This is a genomic window from Streptomyces sp. NPDC058877, assembly GCF_042742855.1.
Classification (GTDB): domain Bacteria; phylum Actinomycetota; class Actinomycetes; order Streptomycetales; family Streptomycetaceae; genus Streptomyces.
Map to the genome: position 1 here is coordinate 15,041 of NZ_JBHYMF010000082.1, position 15,289 is coordinate 30,329.

The window sequence follows — 15,289 nt, forward strand, 5'->3', positions numbered from 1 at the left end:
GTCACCGAGGCAGGACGACGACGTACGCGGCGGGCTTCCGGTCCGCCGCGGCCATCAGGGCGGTGCAGACCACGGCGGCCTGCTGGTCCATCGCCTCGCGCAGCTTGCGCGGGGTGAGGTGGACGACCGTGATGCCGAGCCGCTCCAGGTGCTCCCGCTTGCGGGTGTACTCGTTCCACAGCTCCTCGTCGTCCTGCTGCGGCGCCCGGGTGTCCAGCTCGACGGCGACCGCGTGCTCGGGCCAGTAGGCGTCCACCCCACCCAGGTGCGGGCCGCCCGGCAACCGCAGGTCCACGTTCCACAGCGGGTCCGGCAGTCCGAACTCCCGCACCATCGAGTAGAGCCGTTCTTCGGAGAGCGAGCGCCCCTCGGCGAGCAGCGCGTCCACCGCGTCCACCACGTGCGGCCGGGAGAGCAGTCGCTGCCGAGTCAACTCCCTTACCAGCAGGCTGGTTTCGCAGTGGCCGCCACGCACGGCATCGGTGAGCAACCGGCGCACCGCCTCCGCGTCCGAGAGGCCCGACACCGCATCGGCGACGGCGCGGGCGACGGGGGCGACGGGGAGGTCGGTGAGCTCCACCGGCTCCGGCGGCTCGGGGGTGCGCACCACCCGCACCGAAGCGGTCGAGCGCAGGCGCCGGGTGCGCGGCACCAGCACGTCGATCCGCTCCAGGGCGGTGAGCGGAGGTGCGGAGGGGAGACGGTGCAGGGCCAGGGCGGCGAGCCCGGTGATCATCGGTTCGGGTCCCTGCGGGGGTACCGCTCCGGTCCCGCGGGCGTAGAGCAGGGCGGCGCGCAGCCGGTCCTCGCTGGTCGGCGCCCCGGGCTGGAGCAGGAACACCCCCGGCAGCAGCTGCTGCCAGCCGCCGGGCCGGCACTGTGCGGCGACCTCTGCGGCGGAAACGCCCTGCGCCCTCAACTGCTGGGCAGAAGCAAGGCGTTGGGTCCGGCCGGTGCAGGAGGAGAGGGGGAGGGGGCGGGGGGTGATGGGGGTGTTGTGGTTCATGTTCGGGGTCTTCCGTCCCCCGAGGCCTCCCTAACCCCTGTTACACATCCGTCGACAATTGGGGACAAGACCGCCCTAAAGTACGCGCGTTCGAGTACCGATGGGGCCCATCGCCTTCGATGCCACCGAGAGGGCCGCGGACCGAAGCCCGCGGCCCCCTCGGTGACGGTCTCACTCCGCCGCGCCGTCGCAGGACTGGGCCCGCAGTGCCCGCGCCAGGTCGTCGCGCGACTCCAGGACGAGTCGGCGCAGCGCCGGCGCCGCCCCGGCGTGCTTCGACAGCCAGGAGTCCGCCGCCGCCAGCGTCGCCTCGCTGTCCTGCAGCCCCGGGAACAGGCCCCGGACCACGTCGATGCCGATCTGGATCGACCGCTCGCCCCACAACCGCTCGATCGCGGCGAAGTACTTCTCCGCGTACGGGGCGATCAGCTCGCGCTGCGAGGGCTGTACGAAGCCCGCGATGGTCGCCTCCACCAGGGCGTTCGACAAGACGTCCGACTCGACGACCTGCGCCCATGCCTGTGCCTTGACCGCGGACGAGGGGCGCGAGGCCAGCAGTCGGGTCTGGTGGCGCTTGCCCGTCGCGGTGTCGTCCCGGGCCAGTTCCTCGCCGATCCGGGCCTCGTCCGCCCGGCCGTGCACGGCCAGCGGGGAGAGCAGTGCCCAGCGCAGTTCCTGGTCGACATCGAGGCCGTCGACCTCGGCGGTGCCGTCGAGCAGCCCCTCCAGGAGCTGGAAGTCGGCCTCGGTGGAGGCGGTCGCCGCGAAGAACCGCGCCCAGGTCAACTGGTGCTCGCTGCCCGGCTCGGCCGTCCGCAGCTCGCGCAGCCCGCCTTCGGCGAGCAGTCGCCCGCCCTCCTCGCGCCACGCGGGCGCCGCGTACAGGGTGACGGCCGACTTCGCCCAGCCGTGCACCATCTGGAGGACGCCGATGTGGGTCTCGCGTCCCGCGAAGGCGAGCGCGACGGCGACGAAGTCACGGGCGGGCATCAGCCCGTCACGGGTCAGGTTCCACAACGCCGACCAGCCCAGCGCGCGGGCCAGCGGGTCGGTGATGTCACCGAGGTGGGCGCGCAGGGTGGCGAGCGACCCCTCGTCGAAGCGGATCTTGCAGTAGGTGAGGTCGTCGTCGTTGACGAGGACCAGATCGGGCCGCTCTTCGCCGGCGAGCGCGGAGACGACCGTTCGGGCACCGGTGACGTCGGCCTCGGCCCGTGCGTACCGCACGAGCTCGCCGCCCGAGAGCCGGTAGAGCCCCACGGCGGCCCGGTGCGGGCGCAGCTCGTCGCCCTCCTGGAGGACGGCGAGCTCGACGATCCGGCCCTCCGCGTCGTAGGTGACGGCCGGGGTCAGGGTGTTCACGCCGGAGGTCTGCAACCAGGACTTCGCCCAGGCCTTCATGTCCCGCCCGGAGGTCTCCTCCAGGATCGAGAGGAGGTCGGCCAGCCGCGTGTTCCCGTAGGCGTGGCGCTTGAAGTAGCGGCGCGCGCCCTCCATGAACGCGTCCCGGCCGGCGTACGCGACCAACTGCTTCAGGACGGAGGCGCCCTTGGCGTAGGTGATCCCGTCGAAGTTGAGCTTGGCGTCCTCCAGGTCACGGATGTCCGCCGTGATCGGGTGCGTGGACGGCAGCTGGTCGGCGCGGTAGGCCCAGGCCTTGCGGTTGTTGGCGAAGGTCACCCAGCTGTTGGTGAAGCGGGTGGCCTCGGCGTTCACGAAGGAGCCCATGAAGTCCGCGAAGGACTCCTTCAGCCACAGGTCGTCCCACCAGACCATGGTGACCAGGTCGCCGAACCACATGTGCGCCATCTCGTGGAGGATGACGTTGGCCCGGGCCTCGTACGAGGCCCGGGTGACCTTGCCCCGGAAGACGTACTCCTCGCGGAAGGTGACCATGCCCGGGTTCTCCATCGCGCCGAGGTTGTACTCGGGGACGAAGGCCTGGTCGTACTTGCCGAAGGGGTACGGGTAGTCGAAGTTCTCGTGGAAGAAGTCGAAGCCCTGCTTGGTGATCAGGAAGATGTCGTCCGGGTCGAAGTGCTTCGCGAGGGACTTGCGGCACATCGCGCCGAGCGGGATCTCCAGCTCGCCGCGCGCGTAGGTGTCGGTGACGTAGTGGTACGGGCCGGCGACGACGCACGTGATGTACGTGGAGATCGGCGCCGTCTCCGCGAATCGCCACGTGCCCTCCGCGTCCTGCTCGCCCGCGCCGTTCGACCAGACGGTCCACCCCTCCGGCGCGGTCACGGCGAAGCGGTACGGGGCCTTGAGGTCGGGCTGCTCGAAGTTGGCGAACACCCGACGGGCGTCGGCCGGCTCGTACTGGGTGTAGAGGTAGACCTCGCCGTCCTCCGGGTCGACGAAGCGGTGCATGCCCTCGCCGGTCCGGCTGTAGGCGCACTGCGCGTCCACCACCAGCGTGTTCTCTTCGGCCAGGTCGTCGAGCGCGATCCGCGTGCCGTCGAAGACCGCTGCCGGGTCGAGGGAGCGGCCGTTGAGGGTGACCGCGTTCACCGACGGGGCGATCAGGTCGACGAAGGTGCTCGTGCCCCCGCCGGTGCGACGGAACCGGATCGTCGTCTCCGAGCGGAAGGTGCGCACCGCCTCGGTGGACTCGCCCACCGCCGATCGTAGGTCGAGGAAGACCTCGTAGGCGTCGACGGACAGCAGCGAGGCCCGCTCGTGGGCCTCGTCGCGGGACAGGTTCTCACCGGGCACGGTCACTCCTTCGTGGCACGTTTGGAACAGCACCGATCTTCCCACGTGCCGCTGTCGCGCGGTACGAGGGAATGCCGTCACGGGACGTCGGCGTTGGCTCCTTTCGGTGCACCACCTTCATCGCGGCCTTACCGAGGAGTGACATGTCCGAGACCAGGACCACCGCCGACTTCTACTTCGATCCGCTCTGCCCCTGGGCCTGGATGACCTCCCGCTGGATGCTGGAGGTGGAGCAGGTGCGCCCGGTCGACGTCCGCTGGAAGGTCATGAGCCTGGCGGTGCTCAACGAGAACCGGCTCGACGAGCTCCCGCCGGAGTACCGGGAGATGCTGGAGACCCAGGCCTGGGGCCCGGTCCGCGTGGTGACGGCCGCCCAGGTGCTGCACGGTGACGAGGTCGTCGGGAAGCTGTACACGGCCCTCGGCACCCGCTTCCACAACAACGGCGAGGGGGCGACCCGCGAGGCGATCGTGGGCGCCCTGACCGACGTCGGGCTGCCCGAGGACCTCGCGGACTTCGCCGACAAGGACACCTACGACGCCGAGCTCCGGGCCTCCCACAAGGAGGGCATCGAGAAGGTCGGCCAGGACGTCGGCACCCCGGTCATCGCGGTGCCGGGTCCGACGGGCGACGAGGTCGCCTTCTTCGGCCCGGTCGTCACCCCGACCCCGCGCGGCGAGGCGGCGGCCCGGTTGTGGGACGGCACCCTGCTCGTGGCGTCGACGCCGGGCTTCTACGAGATCAAGCGCACCCGTACGGCGGCGCCGAGCTTCGAGTAGGCCCCGGGCACGACACGGAAGGACCCCCGCGATTCCTGTCATCGCGGGGGTCCTCCCTTTCATCCGCCTGCCCGGTGAAGGTGGAGAAGACGATCACGAGCAGGACGTTCTCAGATGCCGATGAGCGGGGTGCGTCCCTTGGCGTCGGCGTAGCGCTTCTGCACGTCCTGCCAGTTGACGACCTGCCACATGGCCTCGATGAAGTCGACCTTCTGGTTCTTGTACTGCAGGTAGAAGGCGTGCTCCCAGGCGTCGAAGACGAGGATCGGGACCGAGCCCTGACCGACGTTGCCCTGGTGGTCGTAGACCTGCTCGACGATCAGCCGGCCGCTGAGCGGTTCGTACGCGAGGACGCCCCAGCCGGAGCCCTGGGTGGTCGCGGAGGCCTTGGTCAGCTGGGTCTTGAACGCGGCGAAGGAGCCGAAGGAACCGGCGATCGCGTCCGCGAGCTCACCCACGCCGTCCGCCGCCGAGGGCTCGCCACCCCCTCCGTCCTTCGGGCTGCTCATGTTGTTCCAGTAGATGGAGTGGAGGACGTGGCCGGAGAGGTGGAAGGCCAGGCTCTTCTCCAGGCCGTTGATCGCCTCCCACCGTTCCTTCTCGCGGGCCTCCGCCAACTGCTCCAGGGTGTCGTTCGCGCCCTTGACGTAGGCGGCGTGGTGCTTGTCGTGGTGCAGCTCGATGATCTGCGGATTGATCACCGGCTCCAGCGCCGCGTAGTCGTACGGCAGCTCGGGAAGTGTGTAGATCGCCATGTACGGGCCCCCTTTGACCGCTCCTGCTTATTGCAACTTATATGCAAGTGCAGGCTAGCAGTAGGTGCGTACAGAGATCGATCACCCCGCCCGTACGGCGGTGCCCGGCCGTTCCGCCTCCGGACGCGACGAGACCCCCGGACCAGCACGGGTCCGGGGGTCTCGTCGTACGGGGTCGGTCAGGACGTCCGGCCCCTTCCCGCCCTCTGGCGCACAAAGCCGATCGCGGCGAGCAGCAGGGTCAGCGCACCCGTCGAGTACAGCTGCACCCGGGTGCCCTCCTCACGGGCCATCAGGACGAAGACCGCGGCCATGCCGGCCAGCGCCGCCCAGGTCAGAACGGGGAAGGCCCACATCCGCACGACCAGCTTCTCGGGTGCCTCGCGCTCGGTGCGGCGACGCAGCACCAACTGGGAGGCGGCGATGAAGAACCAGACGACCAGGATGATCGCGCCGATGGTGTTGAGCAGCCAGACGAAGGCCCGGTCCGGCGACCAGTGGCTCAGCAGCACGCAGCCGAAGCCGACGAGGCAGGACACGAGCACCGCCGGCCGCGGGACCCCGTGGGAGAGCCGGCCGAGCGCCCGAGGGCCCTGGCCGCGTGCGACCAGCGAGCAGGCCATCCGGGAGGCGCCGTAGACGTTGGCGTTCATCGCGGAGAGCAGGGCGACGAGTATCACCACGTCCATGATCTGACCGGCCCCCGGGATACCCAGATGGTTGAGGGCGGCGACGTACGGACCCTTCTCGGTGACCTCCTCGGCGTCCCACGGGACGAGCGTGACGATCACCGCCATGGAGCCGACGTAGAAGAGCGCGATCCGCCACATCGCCGTGCGCACGGCCTTCGCCACGCCCTGCACCGGCTGCTCCGACTCGGCCGCCGCGATGGTGACCGTCTCCAGGCCGCCGTATGCGAAGACGGAGGCCAACAGGCCCACGACCAGCCCTTCGGAGCCGTGCGGGAAGAAGCCGCCGTCCCCGGTGAGGTTCGTCGTGCCGGGGGAGTCCGTGCCGGGCAGGAGGCCGGCGATCGCGAGGACGCCGATGCCGAGGAAGAGGACGATCGCGCCGACCTTGAGCGCCGCGAACCAGAACTCGAACTCGCCGAAGTTCTTCACCGCCGCCAGGTTGGTGGCGCAGAAGGCGGCGACGAAGAGCGCGACCCAGGCCCACTCGGGGGTGCCGGGAAGCCAATCGGTCATGATGTCGGCGGCGCCGATGGCCTCCAGGCCGACGGCGACGCAGAGCAGGAACCAGAAGGCCCAGCCCGAGGTGAAGCCCGCCCAGGAGCCGAAGGCCCGCTCGGCGTGGACGGAGAAGGAGCCTGAGGCCGGGTTCGCGGCCGACATCTCGCCGAGCATCCGCATCACCAGCATCACGAGGACACCGGAGAGGGCATAGGCGATCACGATCGACGGGCCGGCGGCGGCGATGCCGGTGCCCGATCCGACGAAGAGTCCGGCACCGATGACGCCCCCGAGGGCGATCATCGAGAGGTGGCGCTGCTTCAGGCCGTGTGCAAGGCCCTCGACGGGTGCGGTCGCACCGTCCTTGCGGTCGGCCGGCGCGGGCGCAGTGGTCCGAGACATGGGCGAACCCTGTTCACTAGCTGAGACGGGGAGGGGCCCACAGTCTGGGGGGACACACCACTCAGGGGGAGCGGGTGTCCGATATCCGGGCACCTGCTTCACCCGGAGTGAACGACCGGCCCCCTTCCGTGCGCAGCTCGCGCACTCCGGCCACCAGGAGCACCATCCCGACGGCTCCCGCCGACCACAACACCTGCGGTCGCGTCCCGGCATCGAGCACCATCAGGACCAGCACCGCGGCCATCGCGGCGAGCGCCGTCCAGGTGAGCCACGGAAAGCCCCACATCCGCAGGCTCAGTCGCTCGGGCGCCTCGCGCTCGATCCGGCGCCGCAGGCGCAACTGTGAGACGGCGATCAGCGCCCAGACGAAGAGCAACACCGCGCCGACCGCGTTCAGCATGTACAGGAAGACGGAGTCCGGCCACTTCAGATTGAGCAGCACGGAGGCGAAGCCGAACGCCACCGAGGCGAGCACCGCCCGGCGCGGCACCCCACCCCCGCTCCCGGCCGCGCCCGGGTGGGAGGCGCCCCGCCCGGAGAGCCGGAGCAAGCCCTTCGGGGCCTCGCCCCGCCCAGCGAGCGAGAACAGCATCCGGGACGACCCGTACAGGTTCGCGTTGAGGGCCGAGAGCAGTGCGGCGAACACCACCACGTCCATGATCCGGCCCGCTCCCGGAACGCTGATGGCGTCCAGCACCGCCACATAGGGGGACTCGCCCGGCTCCATCGAGGTCCAGGGCAGCAGCGTCACGACGATCAGCATCGAGCCCACGTAGAAGAAGAGGATCCGCCACACCGCGCTGCGCACCGCCCGGGCCACGTTCCGTGCCGGATCGTCCGACTCGGCCGCCGCGATCGTCACGACCTCCAGGCCGCCGAAGGCGAAGACCACGACGAGCACCCCGGACACGACCCCCGACCAGCCGTGCGGCAGGAAACCGCCCTGCCCGGTCAGGTTGGCGAGCCCCGCCGGGTCCGTGTCGGGCAGCCAGCCACCGATCGCCAGCACTCCGAGCACGAGGAAGAGGACGATCGCGCCGACCTTGAGCGCCGCGAACCAGAACTCGAACTCGCCGAAGTTCTTCACCGACGCCAGGTTGGCCAGGGTGAAGACGACCATGAAGAGCAGCACCCAGCCCCACCGCGGCACGTCCGGAACCCAACCGTGCGCGATCCGCGCCGCGCCCGTCGCCTCCGCGGCGAGGACCACGACGAGCAGGAACCAGTACAACCACCCCACCGAGAAGCCCGCCCAGCGGCCGAGCGCCCGCTCCGCGTGGACGGAGAAGGACCCCGAGGAGGGCATCGCGGCCGACATCTCGCCGAGCATCCGCATCACCAGCATCGCGAGCCCGCCGGCAAGCAGGTACGAGACGACGATGCCGGGGCCGGCGACCGCGATCCCGGCGCCCGAGCCGACGAAGAGCCCGGCGCCGATCACCCCGCCGAGCCCCAGCATCGTCAGGTGACGCTGCTTCAAGCCGTGGGACGGCGGCTCCGGTTCGACGGGCGGACCGGTGGTCGGAGAGGACGTCGGAGCGTCAAGCATGGAAGGAACTCACGTTCTCGGGGATTAGGAGCTTTATGGAGACCCCACAGTCTCTCCATTGACCTCTTGAGAGAGCAAAAGGTGCGTCTCCTTAGGATGTCCACGTGACAAGGGTCACGTGATCCGAGGTGTGAGGATGTGCCTTTGTCAGAACCCAATGAAGTGGCTGCCGTTCCCTTTGTCGGCGGCTGACGGTGATCGACCGTTCACTCCTGGCATAGCGTCAACCTGTCCCTCCCACCCTCACCCCGCGGAGTACCCGATGAGCACCGCCGTCGCCCCCGCCCGCTCCCTCCCCGCGGGCGCCGTCCTCGCCGATCTGCTTCCGGCGAGCCGCGCCCGCGAGATCGCCCTGGTCGTCGGCGGCGCCGTCCTCACCGGCATCGCCGCGCAGATCGCGGTCCCCGTTCCCGGCTCCCCGGTCCCGGTCTCCGGCCAGACCTTCGCCGCCCTGCTCGTCGGCACCGCCCTCGGTGCCCGCCGCGGCTTCCTCTCCCTCGCCCTGTACGCGGTCGCGGGAGTGGCGGGCGTCCCGTGGTTCGCCCAGGCCAGCTCCGGCTACGGAATGCCCTCCTTCGGGTACATCCTCGGCATGCTCCTCGCCTCGACCGTCGTCGGCGCCCTCGCCCGCCGCGGCGCCGACCGTTCGGTGCTCCGCACGGCCGGTGCCATGGCGCTCGGCTCCGCGATCATCTACGCGGTCGGCGTCCCCTACCTGGCCCTCGCCACCGGCATGACCCTCGGCCAGGCAGTCAGCGCCGGCCTCGTTCCGTTCCTCATCGGCGACGCCCTCAAGGCCGCGCTCGCCATGGGCGCCCTGCCGGCCGCCTGGAAGCTCGTCGAGCGCAAGGGCTGAACCGGCCGCCCCGTGCCGTGAAGGGCCCCGCCGCTCCCGACGGAACGGCGGGGCCCTCCGTGCGCGCGGGGAGCGGGCCCCGCACGGAGCGACCCGGCGACCCCGCTGACCGCCTCCCGGCCCCCGGCGTGCCACACTCGGCGTCATGCGCGTCTACATCGGTTCCGACCACGCCGGCTACGAACTCAAGAACCACCTCGTCGAGTGGCTCACGGCTCACGGCCACGAGCCCGTCGACTGCGGCCCCCACATCTACGACGCCCTCGACGACTACCCGCCGTTCTGCCTGCGCGCCGCCGAGAAGACGGCCGCGGACCCGGACAGCCTGGGCATCGTCATCGGCGGCTCCGGCAACGGCGAGCAGATCGCCGCGAACAAGGTGAAGGGGGTACGTGCGGCCCTCGCCTGGAGCGAGCAGACCGCCGCCCTCGGCCGCGAGCACAACAACGCCAACGTGATCTCCGTCGGCGGCCGGATGCACACCCAGGAAGAGGCGACCAAGTTCGTCGAGATCTTCCTGAACACCCCGTACTCCGGCGACGAGCGCCACACCCGCCGGATCGACATGCTCACCGCGTACGAGAACACCGGCGAGCTCCCCCCGATCCCCGCGCACCACCCGCAGGAGCCGACCGCCTGATGCCCGAGGGGCACACCATCCACCGGCTGGCCGCCGACCACCGAGAGCGGTTCGGCGGCCGGCGCGTGCGCGTCTCCAGCCCCCAGGGGAAGTTCGCCGACTCGGCAGCCCTGCTCGACGGCACCGTCCTGGAGACCGCCGAGGCCCACGGCAAGCACCTCTTCCTGGCCTTCGAGGGAACCGGCTGGGTCCACATCCACCTGGGCCTCTTCGGCAAGGTGAACTTCGGCGACGCCCCGGCCCCGCCGCCCACGGACACCGTCCGCCTGCGCATCGCCGACGCCCACGGCCACGTCGACCTGCGCGGTCCCACCACCTGCGCGCTGATCACCGACGCCGAGAAGCAGGCGATACACGAGCGCCTGGGGCCCGACCCGCTCCGCGACGCCGACGACCCCGACCGGGCCTGGCGCCGGATCTCGGCGTCCCGCACGACGATCGCCGCCCTCCTCATGGACCAGAAGGTCATCGCCGGCGTCGGCAACGTCTACCGCGCCGAGGTCCTCTTCCGGCACGGCATCGACCCGTACCGGGCGGGCAAGGACCTCACGGCGGGGGAGTGGCACGCGATCTGGACCGACCTCCGCGAACTGATGCGCGAGGGAGTCCGCCTGAACCGCATCGACACGGTCCGCCCCGAGCACACCCCCGAAGCCATGGGCCGTCCGCCCCGCGTGGACGACCACGGCGGCGAGGTCTACGTCTACCGCCGCGCACACCGGCCCTGCCACATCTGCGCGGAAGAGGTTCGCACGGCCGAACTGGCGAACCGCAACCTCTTCTGGTGCCCCGGCTGCCAGACGCGCTGACCCCGACGCGGGCGGCCGCCCCGCGCCGGGGCACCCGAGCGACGAGCGGGAGCCGCCTCCCGGCGCCCGCCCTCCGGGAAACCGCCCCTAGAACCAATACCGGTGATTTAGGTGGGATTCCGGCGAGTCGGGCTGGTCTTGGTCGGCCCGACAAGCCGGACGGTAGGAGTGACAGCTGGGGGCGGGCTGGAGTGCTCGGCCCGTTTGAGTCCCCCGTTCGACATCTTGCGTTTGACGACGCGGGCGTTGGAACGCAATCGCCTTGCGGGCAGTAGTCGTTCGGTGATCTCACGCAGGCTCTGGGCGATGGCCCGGGCGAGTCGGGAGGGGGGAAAGCGCCGCCTGCCCGGTGACGTGGCGGCGGACGACGCGAAGGGTGCGGGTGAAGGAGATCCGGTCGGGATCGTGGCCGGCGTGGAGAGCGGCCTGGTGCATCAGGTCGCGTAGAGCGTGGTGGACGAGCAGGAACGCGAAGATCTCCTGCTCGACCCCGCGCGGATGCTGGGAACGCAGTACGAGCCTGGGTGTGCCCTGGTGGTTCTTGATCTCGTCGAGCGTGCTCTCGATCTCCCACCGCTGGGCGTATAGGGCGGCGAGTTCTCCGGCCGGGGCCTGGTCGGGGTTGAGGATGCTGGTGATCAGCCGGTAAACGGTGCCGTCGCCGCCACGCGGGCCGAGCGTGTACTCGATGACCCGCACCTGTTCCGGGTCCGCCCGCCGGTTCTTGTCACGTGCGGCGACGATCTCCGAGATGTAGGAGCCGTCGTCGAGCGGGGTCAGGACCGGCAGCACCGCGGTGCTCCGCACCCGCCACAGCAGGTCGGCGCCGCTGGCCCGGGCGGCCCGCCACAGGTCCAGGCCGCAAAAGCCCCGGTCGGCGAGCACGAGCATGTCCTCGGCCAGGGCAGGGAACAGCCGCTCGGCCAGGGCGGTCTCGTGGACGGCCAGCGGGGCGATCTCTGCCGCGAAGACCGCATGGGTACCGCATTCGGCCAGGGCCGCGACCCGAGCCTGCGGATACGCGCTTCTCCCCTGTCCGCGGCTGGTACCGGGCCGTCCGAAGAACTCGGCGTTCGCCGCCGTGTCCGGCAGATCGAACGTCGTGCCGTCCACCGCGACCAGTCGCCAGCGCCGGTACCAGGCACCCTGTGTCCGCTTGTCCGCAACCGGCCGGCAGACCCGGTCGAACAGAGCCCGCAGCGGCTCCGGCCCCAACCGGAGCCGGGCCCGGCCGATCGCCGCAGTCGTCGGCACCCGCCACGCTCTCGCCCAGCGGCCCTCCCACTCCAGGCCTTGAACGAGAAGCCGGGCCACCTCCTCGTATCCCTGGCCGAAGAACAGGCACATCGCCAGCACGAAGTACACCACCACCCGAGCGGGCAGCAGCCGACTCCGTTGCTCGACCCGGCCGCACCCGGCGACGACCTCGTCGATCAACTCCGGCGGGAAGGCGCGCGTCAGCACTCCCAACGCGATCCGATCCGAGAACCGGTCACCCACCGACGACTTCGCTTGTCCTGGCCTTGGCACGACCAGCCCAACGACCGAACCGGTCCAAAGTCACCGGTATTGCACCTAGAACCCGTGCGGCAACCACGGCGCGACGGCCGAGCCGAAGCCCACGGACGCCTCGACCAGCGCCCCTCCGCGCAGCTCCCGGACCCGCCCGGCCGCGGCCAACGACACCAGTGACGTACCGCCCAGGTAGGCCGCCCCCAACTCCCCCGCGGACAGCGCCAGGTCCGGGGCGTCCCCGGTGCGGACGCAGACCGCCCCCTTGGCGTCGCCCGTCAACCGCCACCGACCCGCGTTCCACGGGCAGAACGGGTCCGCGACCTCCAACACCACGTCCAGCGGCGCCTGGTACGTCCGGGCCCCGAGCGCCGCACCCACGTCCACGAGGCGCACGTGCAGGGCGTCCCGCAAGGTCGGTGCGCACCGCCGCACGTCGCTCACCAGGTGCTGCCAGCCGTCGTCCACCGGCCGGCTGTGGATCCGCACCTCCGAGGTCAGGTCCACCGAACAGAGGAACCGCCAGAGCGCCGCCTCCGCCGCCGGATCGAGCCCCAACAACTGGTGCACGCGCACCGACCCCTCGGCCCCCGTGAACGACCAGTCCGGCTTGATCGCGTAGTGCGCGAACCCCACGACCTCCCCGTCCCGCTCCGCGAGCACGCAGAGCCGGGGCGACGTCCCCTCCCGATCGGCCGGGGGGTCCAGTAGCGGCAGCCGCTCCCACCCGGGCTGCCGCGCGAGCATCCCCGGCCGCAACGGCACCGACCTCGCGTACACCGCCTCGCACGCCGCGGAGGAATCCGCCGGGTCCGCCTGCCTCAGCACCACGGAGTCCGTGCCCTCCGGCACCGTGAGCCGCACCCGGTTCGTGTCGATCGTCGCCCGCACCGCGTACGCGGCGACGCCGTAGCCGAACCGCCCGTAGATCTCCGGTTCGGACGCCGTCAGCACGGCGAGCGGCTCGCCCGCCGCCCTCAGGTCGTCCAGCTGCCGCCGCATCATCGCGGTGAGGATCCCGCGCCGCCGGTGGGTTCCCGCCACGCTCACCATCGTCACCCCGCCCGCCGGGACCGACGCCCCACCCGGCACCGTGAGCCGGAACGCGAACGCCCCCGCCGTGCCCACGCACAGATCACCGTCCCACGCCCCCAGGAAACGGTCGCACTCGGTCAGGTCACGCCACAGCTGCCGCTCTTCCGGACTTTCCGGCACGCCCCCGAACGCGAGCTCCAACACCCCGTACCAGCGGTCCCACTCCAACGGGTCGAGAACCCGCAGTTCAGTCGTCATGCGCCATCGATATCAACGGCTCGCTCCGGCAGCGACCCGATTTCCCGCACATTGTCACGGGGGTACCCCTGCACGACGCCCGACGGGATGGATAGGGTCCAGGCCAATGGGACATCGCGCGGGAATGAACACGTACGCGGCCCGGGCACGCAGGCGCGTGCGCCGGGCCCGCGTTTCGCTGCGCAGGTCCGCGGTCGACTACTTCCGGGGGGACGGCGCCGACTGGCTCGCCTTCGTCGGACTCCTCCTGGTGATCCCCGCCATCGCCTGCGGCAGCCTCGTCGACCCCGTCTGGTGCTCACCGGCAGCGCTCGCCCTGCCCATCGTGGCCGGCGGACTGCTGCTGCGCCCCGCCAGCCTCCTCGCCCTGTACGCGGCGGCGGCAGGCGCCCTGATCGTCGAATCCATCGTCCTCGGTCCGTACACCCAGGGTCCCGCCAGGGTCACCCCCGGCACGGTCCTCGTCGTCGCCGCCTGCGGCCTCTTCGGACTGCTCATCGCCCAGTTCCGCGCCCGGGTCGGCGTGCCCTGGCGGCGCGGCGGCACCATGCTCTTCGACCTGCGCGAACGCATCCGCGTGCAGAGCGCACTGCCCCGGCTCCCCCAGGGCTGGCACCGCGAGATGGCGCTGCGCCCGGCCGGCGGGCAGTCCTTCTCCGGCGACTTCGTCGTCGCCGCCCGCACCCACGGCGGTCGCACCTTGGAGGTCGTCCTCACCGACGTCTCCGGCAAGGGCATGGACGCCGCCTCCCGCTCGCTGCTGCTCTCCGGCGCCTTCGGCGGGCTCCTCGGATCGCTCCCGCCGGACGGCTTCCTGCCCGCCGCCAACGGCTACCTCCTCCGCCAGAACTGGGACGAGGGCTTCGCCACCTCCATCCACCTCGTCCTCGACCTGGAGTCCGGCGACTACGAGCTCTTCTCCGCCGGTCACCTGCCCGCCCTCCAACTCCACGCGGGCAGCGGTCGCTGGGAGGAGAAGGCCGCCGAAGGCCCCCTGCTCGGCGTCTACGACGGGGCCGAGTTCCATCCGGTCAAGGGGTCGCTGCGTCCCGGCGACGTCCTCATGCTCTTCACCGACGGCCTGGTCGAAGCCGCCGACCGGGACATCGCCGAGGGCATCGACCGGCTCACCGGCGAGGCCGACCGCTGCGTGACCGAAGGCTTCGAGGGCGTCGCCTGGCACCTGATCGAGGCCGTCGCCAAGGACGTCAACGACGACCGCGCCCTCCTGCTGATCTCCCGCCCGGCCTGACCGCCCGCTCCCGATCGATTCCGGCCATCCTGCGGTCCTCCGCACGACCGGGGCGCATCTCGCGGACGGCGTCCCGGCTTCCCGCTTCGCGGCGTCGGTGCACCCGCTTTCCCCGCAGCCCGTCCCTCCTGCCGAGACGATTCGTCACCCGGCAGCGAGGGCAGGAGGGTTGGTGGCACGATGGAGGGCAACGGGGGGTGTTCCGAGACAGGGGCTCCCTGGTGGGCAAGGTGGGACCGACCGAGGGTGGGATCAGTTGTGGCCATTTCACTGTCCGTGGTGTTGCTGTTGGCAATCATCCTGGTGGTGTTGATCCGCGGGGGGAACCTCAAGGCCGGCCCTGCCGTGGTCGCGGTCCTCTTCGGCTTCTTCCTCGCCTCCACCGGCATGGCCGACGACATCCAGCGCTTCCTCGACTCGATCACGCAGACGGTCGCCTCGATCAAGTTCTGAACCCGTTCGGGTGGGGCCCCGTGGGGCGCCCCACCCGAACGCGAAGAGGGCCGGGCCCGGTGCGCTGTCTCGCGC

At 71.1% G+C, this 15,289-nt stretch carries 13 protein-coding genes; 6 read left to right on the forward strand and 7 right to left on the reverse strand.

The window, feature by feature from the left end; genetic code table 11:
* Window position 1 precedes the first annotated feature (1 nt).
* Both ACFW2Y_RS19970 and pepN read right to left on the reverse strand, forming a co-directional pair.
* Window positions 2–1,006: a hypothetical protein gene (locus tag ACFW2Y_RS19970; RefSeq protein ID WP_384880745.1), complete on the reverse strand. Its 1,005-nt coding sequence runs from the start codon at window positions 1,004–1,006 to the stop codon at window positions 2–4.
* A gap of 171 nt (window positions 1,007–1,177) precedes the next feature.
* Window positions 1,178–3,724: an aminopeptidase N gene (gene pepN, locus ACFW2Y_RS19975; RefSeq protein ID WP_384880749.1), complete on the reverse strand. Its 2,547-nt coding sequence runs from the start codon at window positions 3,722–3,724 to the stop codon at window positions 1,178–1,180.
* A 143-nt stretch (window positions 3,725–3,867) separates the two neighbouring features.
* Here pepN and ACFW2Y_RS19980 point away from each other — a divergent pair, with 143 nt between their 5' ends.
* On the forward strand, window positions 3,868–4,503 hold the full coding sequence (locus tag ACFW2Y_RS19980) for a DsbA family protein (protein WP_384880752.1): 636 nt from the start codon (window positions 3,868–3,870) through the stop codon (window positions 4,501–4,503).
* A gap of 110 nt (window positions 4,504–4,613) precedes the next feature.
* On the opposite strand, the gene ACFW2Y_RS19985 is transcribed toward ACFW2Y_RS19980, so the two are convergent.
* From ACFW2Y_RS19985 to ACFW2Y_RS19995, 3 genes are all read right to left on the reverse strand, one after another.
* Window positions 4,614–5,258, reverse strand: a complete 645-nt coding sequence (locus ACFW2Y_RS19985) for a superoxide dismutase (RefSeq protein ID WP_384880755.1) — start codon at window positions 5,256–5,258, stop codon at window positions 4,614–4,616.
* 179 nt (window positions 5,259–5,437) lie between these two features.
* Entirely contained in the window at window positions 5,438–6,850 is a 1,413-nt protein-coding gene (locus ACFW2Y_RS19990) for an amino acid permease (RefSeq protein WP_384880758.1), read from the reverse strand.
* A 61-nt stretch (window positions 6,851–6,911) separates the two neighbouring features.
* Entirely contained in the window at window positions 6,912–8,399 is a 1,488-nt protein-coding gene (locus tag ACFW2Y_RS19995) for an amino acid permease (protein WP_384880761.1), read from the reverse strand.
* 262 nt (window positions 8,400–8,661) lie between these two features.
* Between ACFW2Y_RS19995 and ACFW2Y_RS20000 the strand changes: the two genes are divergently transcribed.
* The 3 genes from ACFW2Y_RS20000 to ACFW2Y_RS20010 all read left to right on the forward strand — a co-directional run bounded on the left by ACFW2Y_RS20000 (window position 8,662) and on the right by ACFW2Y_RS20010 (window position 10,704).
* The gene (locus tag ACFW2Y_RS20000) at window positions 8,662–9,255 is read left to right on the forward strand and encodes a biotin transporter BioY (RefSeq protein ID WP_384880763.1); all 594 of its coding nucleotides are present in this window, start codon (window positions 8,662–8,664) and stop codon (window positions 9,253–9,255) included.
* Window positions 9,256–9,400: 145 nt separating this feature from the next.
* Window positions 9,401–9,895, forward strand: a complete 495-nt coding sequence (locus ACFW2Y_RS20005) for a ribose-5-phosphate isomerase (protein WP_384880766.1) — start codon at window positions 9,401–9,403, stop codon at window positions 9,893–9,895.
* On the forward strand, window positions 9,895–10,704 hold the full coding sequence (locus tag ACFW2Y_RS20010; protein WP_384880769.1) for an Fpg/Nei family DNA glycosylase: 810 nt from the start codon (window positions 9,895–9,897) through the stop codon (window positions 10,702–10,704). The genes ACFW2Y_RS20005 and ACFW2Y_RS20010 overlap by 1 nt, the downstream gene beginning before the upstream one ends.
* Window positions 10,705–10,992: 288 nt before the next feature.
* Here the strand turns inward: ACFW2Y_RS20010 and ACFW2Y_RS20015 are convergent, their stop codons facing one another.
* Both ACFW2Y_RS20015 and ACFW2Y_RS20020 read right to left on the reverse strand, forming a co-directional pair.
* Complete coding sequence (locus ACFW2Y_RS20015; RefSeq protein ID WP_384880773.1) at window positions 10,993–12,234, reverse strand: IS4 family transposase; 1,242 nt, start codon at window positions 12,232–12,234, stop codon at window positions 10,993–10,995.
* Window positions 12,235–12,279: 45 nt separating this feature from the next.
* Complete coding sequence (locus tag ACFW2Y_RS20020; RefSeq protein ID WP_384880775.1) at window positions 12,280–13,509, reverse strand: GNAT family N-acetyltransferase; 1,230 nt, start codon at window positions 13,507–13,509, stop codon at window positions 12,280–12,282.
* A gap of 106 nt (window positions 13,510–13,615) precedes the next feature.
* Here ACFW2Y_RS20020 and ACFW2Y_RS20025 point away from each other — a divergent pair, with 106 nt between their 5' ends.
* Together ACFW2Y_RS20025 and ACFW2Y_RS20030 are read left to right on the forward strand one after the other, a co-directional pair.
* Entirely contained in the window at window positions 13,616–14,761 is a 1,146-nt protein-coding gene (locus ACFW2Y_RS20025; protein ID WP_384880778.1) for a PP2C family protein-serine/threonine phosphatase, read from the forward strand.
* A gap of 258 nt (window positions 14,762–15,019) precedes the next feature.
* Entirely contained in the window at window positions 15,020–15,214 is a 195-nt protein-coding gene (locus ACFW2Y_RS20030; protein WP_056558898.1) for a hypothetical protein, read from the forward strand.
* Window positions 15,215–15,289: the final 75 nt, after the last annotated feature.

Coding starts and splice junctions, on each gene's coding strand:
- ACFW2Y_RS20005 (WP_384880766.1), top strand. CDS start 9,401: ATGCGCGTCTACATCGGTTCCGACCACGCCGGCTACGAACTCAAGAAC.
- ACFW2Y_RS20000 (WP_384880763.1), top strand. CDS start 8,662: ATGAGCACCGCCGTCGCCCCCGCCCGCTCCCTCCCCGCGGGCGCCGTC.
- ACFW2Y_RS19970 (WP_384880745.1), bottom strand. CDS start 1,006: ATGAACCACAACACCCCCATCACCCCCCGCCCCCTCCCCCTCTCCTCC.
- ACFW2Y_RS19995 (WP_384880761.1), bottom strand. CDS start 8,399: ATGCTTGACGCTCCGACGTCCTCTCCGACCACCGGTCCGCCCGTCGAA.
- ACFW2Y_RS20020 (WP_384880775.1), bottom strand. CDS start 13,509: ATGACGACTGAACTGCGGGTTCTCGACCCGTTGGAGTGGGACCGCTGG.
- ACFW2Y_RS19990 (WP_384880758.1), bottom strand. CDS start 6,850: ATGTCTCGGACCACTGCGCCCGCGCCGGCCGACCGCAAGGACGGTGCG.
- ACFW2Y_RS19980 (WP_384880752.1), top strand. CDS start 3,868: ATGTCCGAGACCAGGACCACCGCCGACTTCTACTTCGATCCGCTCTGC.
- ACFW2Y_RS19985 (WP_384880755.1), bottom strand. CDS start 5,258: ATGGCGATCTACACACTTCCCGAGCTGCCGTACGACTACGCGGCGCTG.
- ACFW2Y_RS20010 (WP_384880769.1), top strand. CDS start 9,895: ATGCCCGAGGGGCACACCATCCACCGGCTGGCCGCCGACCACCGAGAG.
- ACFW2Y_RS20025 (WP_384880778.1), top strand. CDS start 13,616: ATGGGACATCGCGCGGGAATGAACACGTACGCGGCCCGGGCACGCAGG.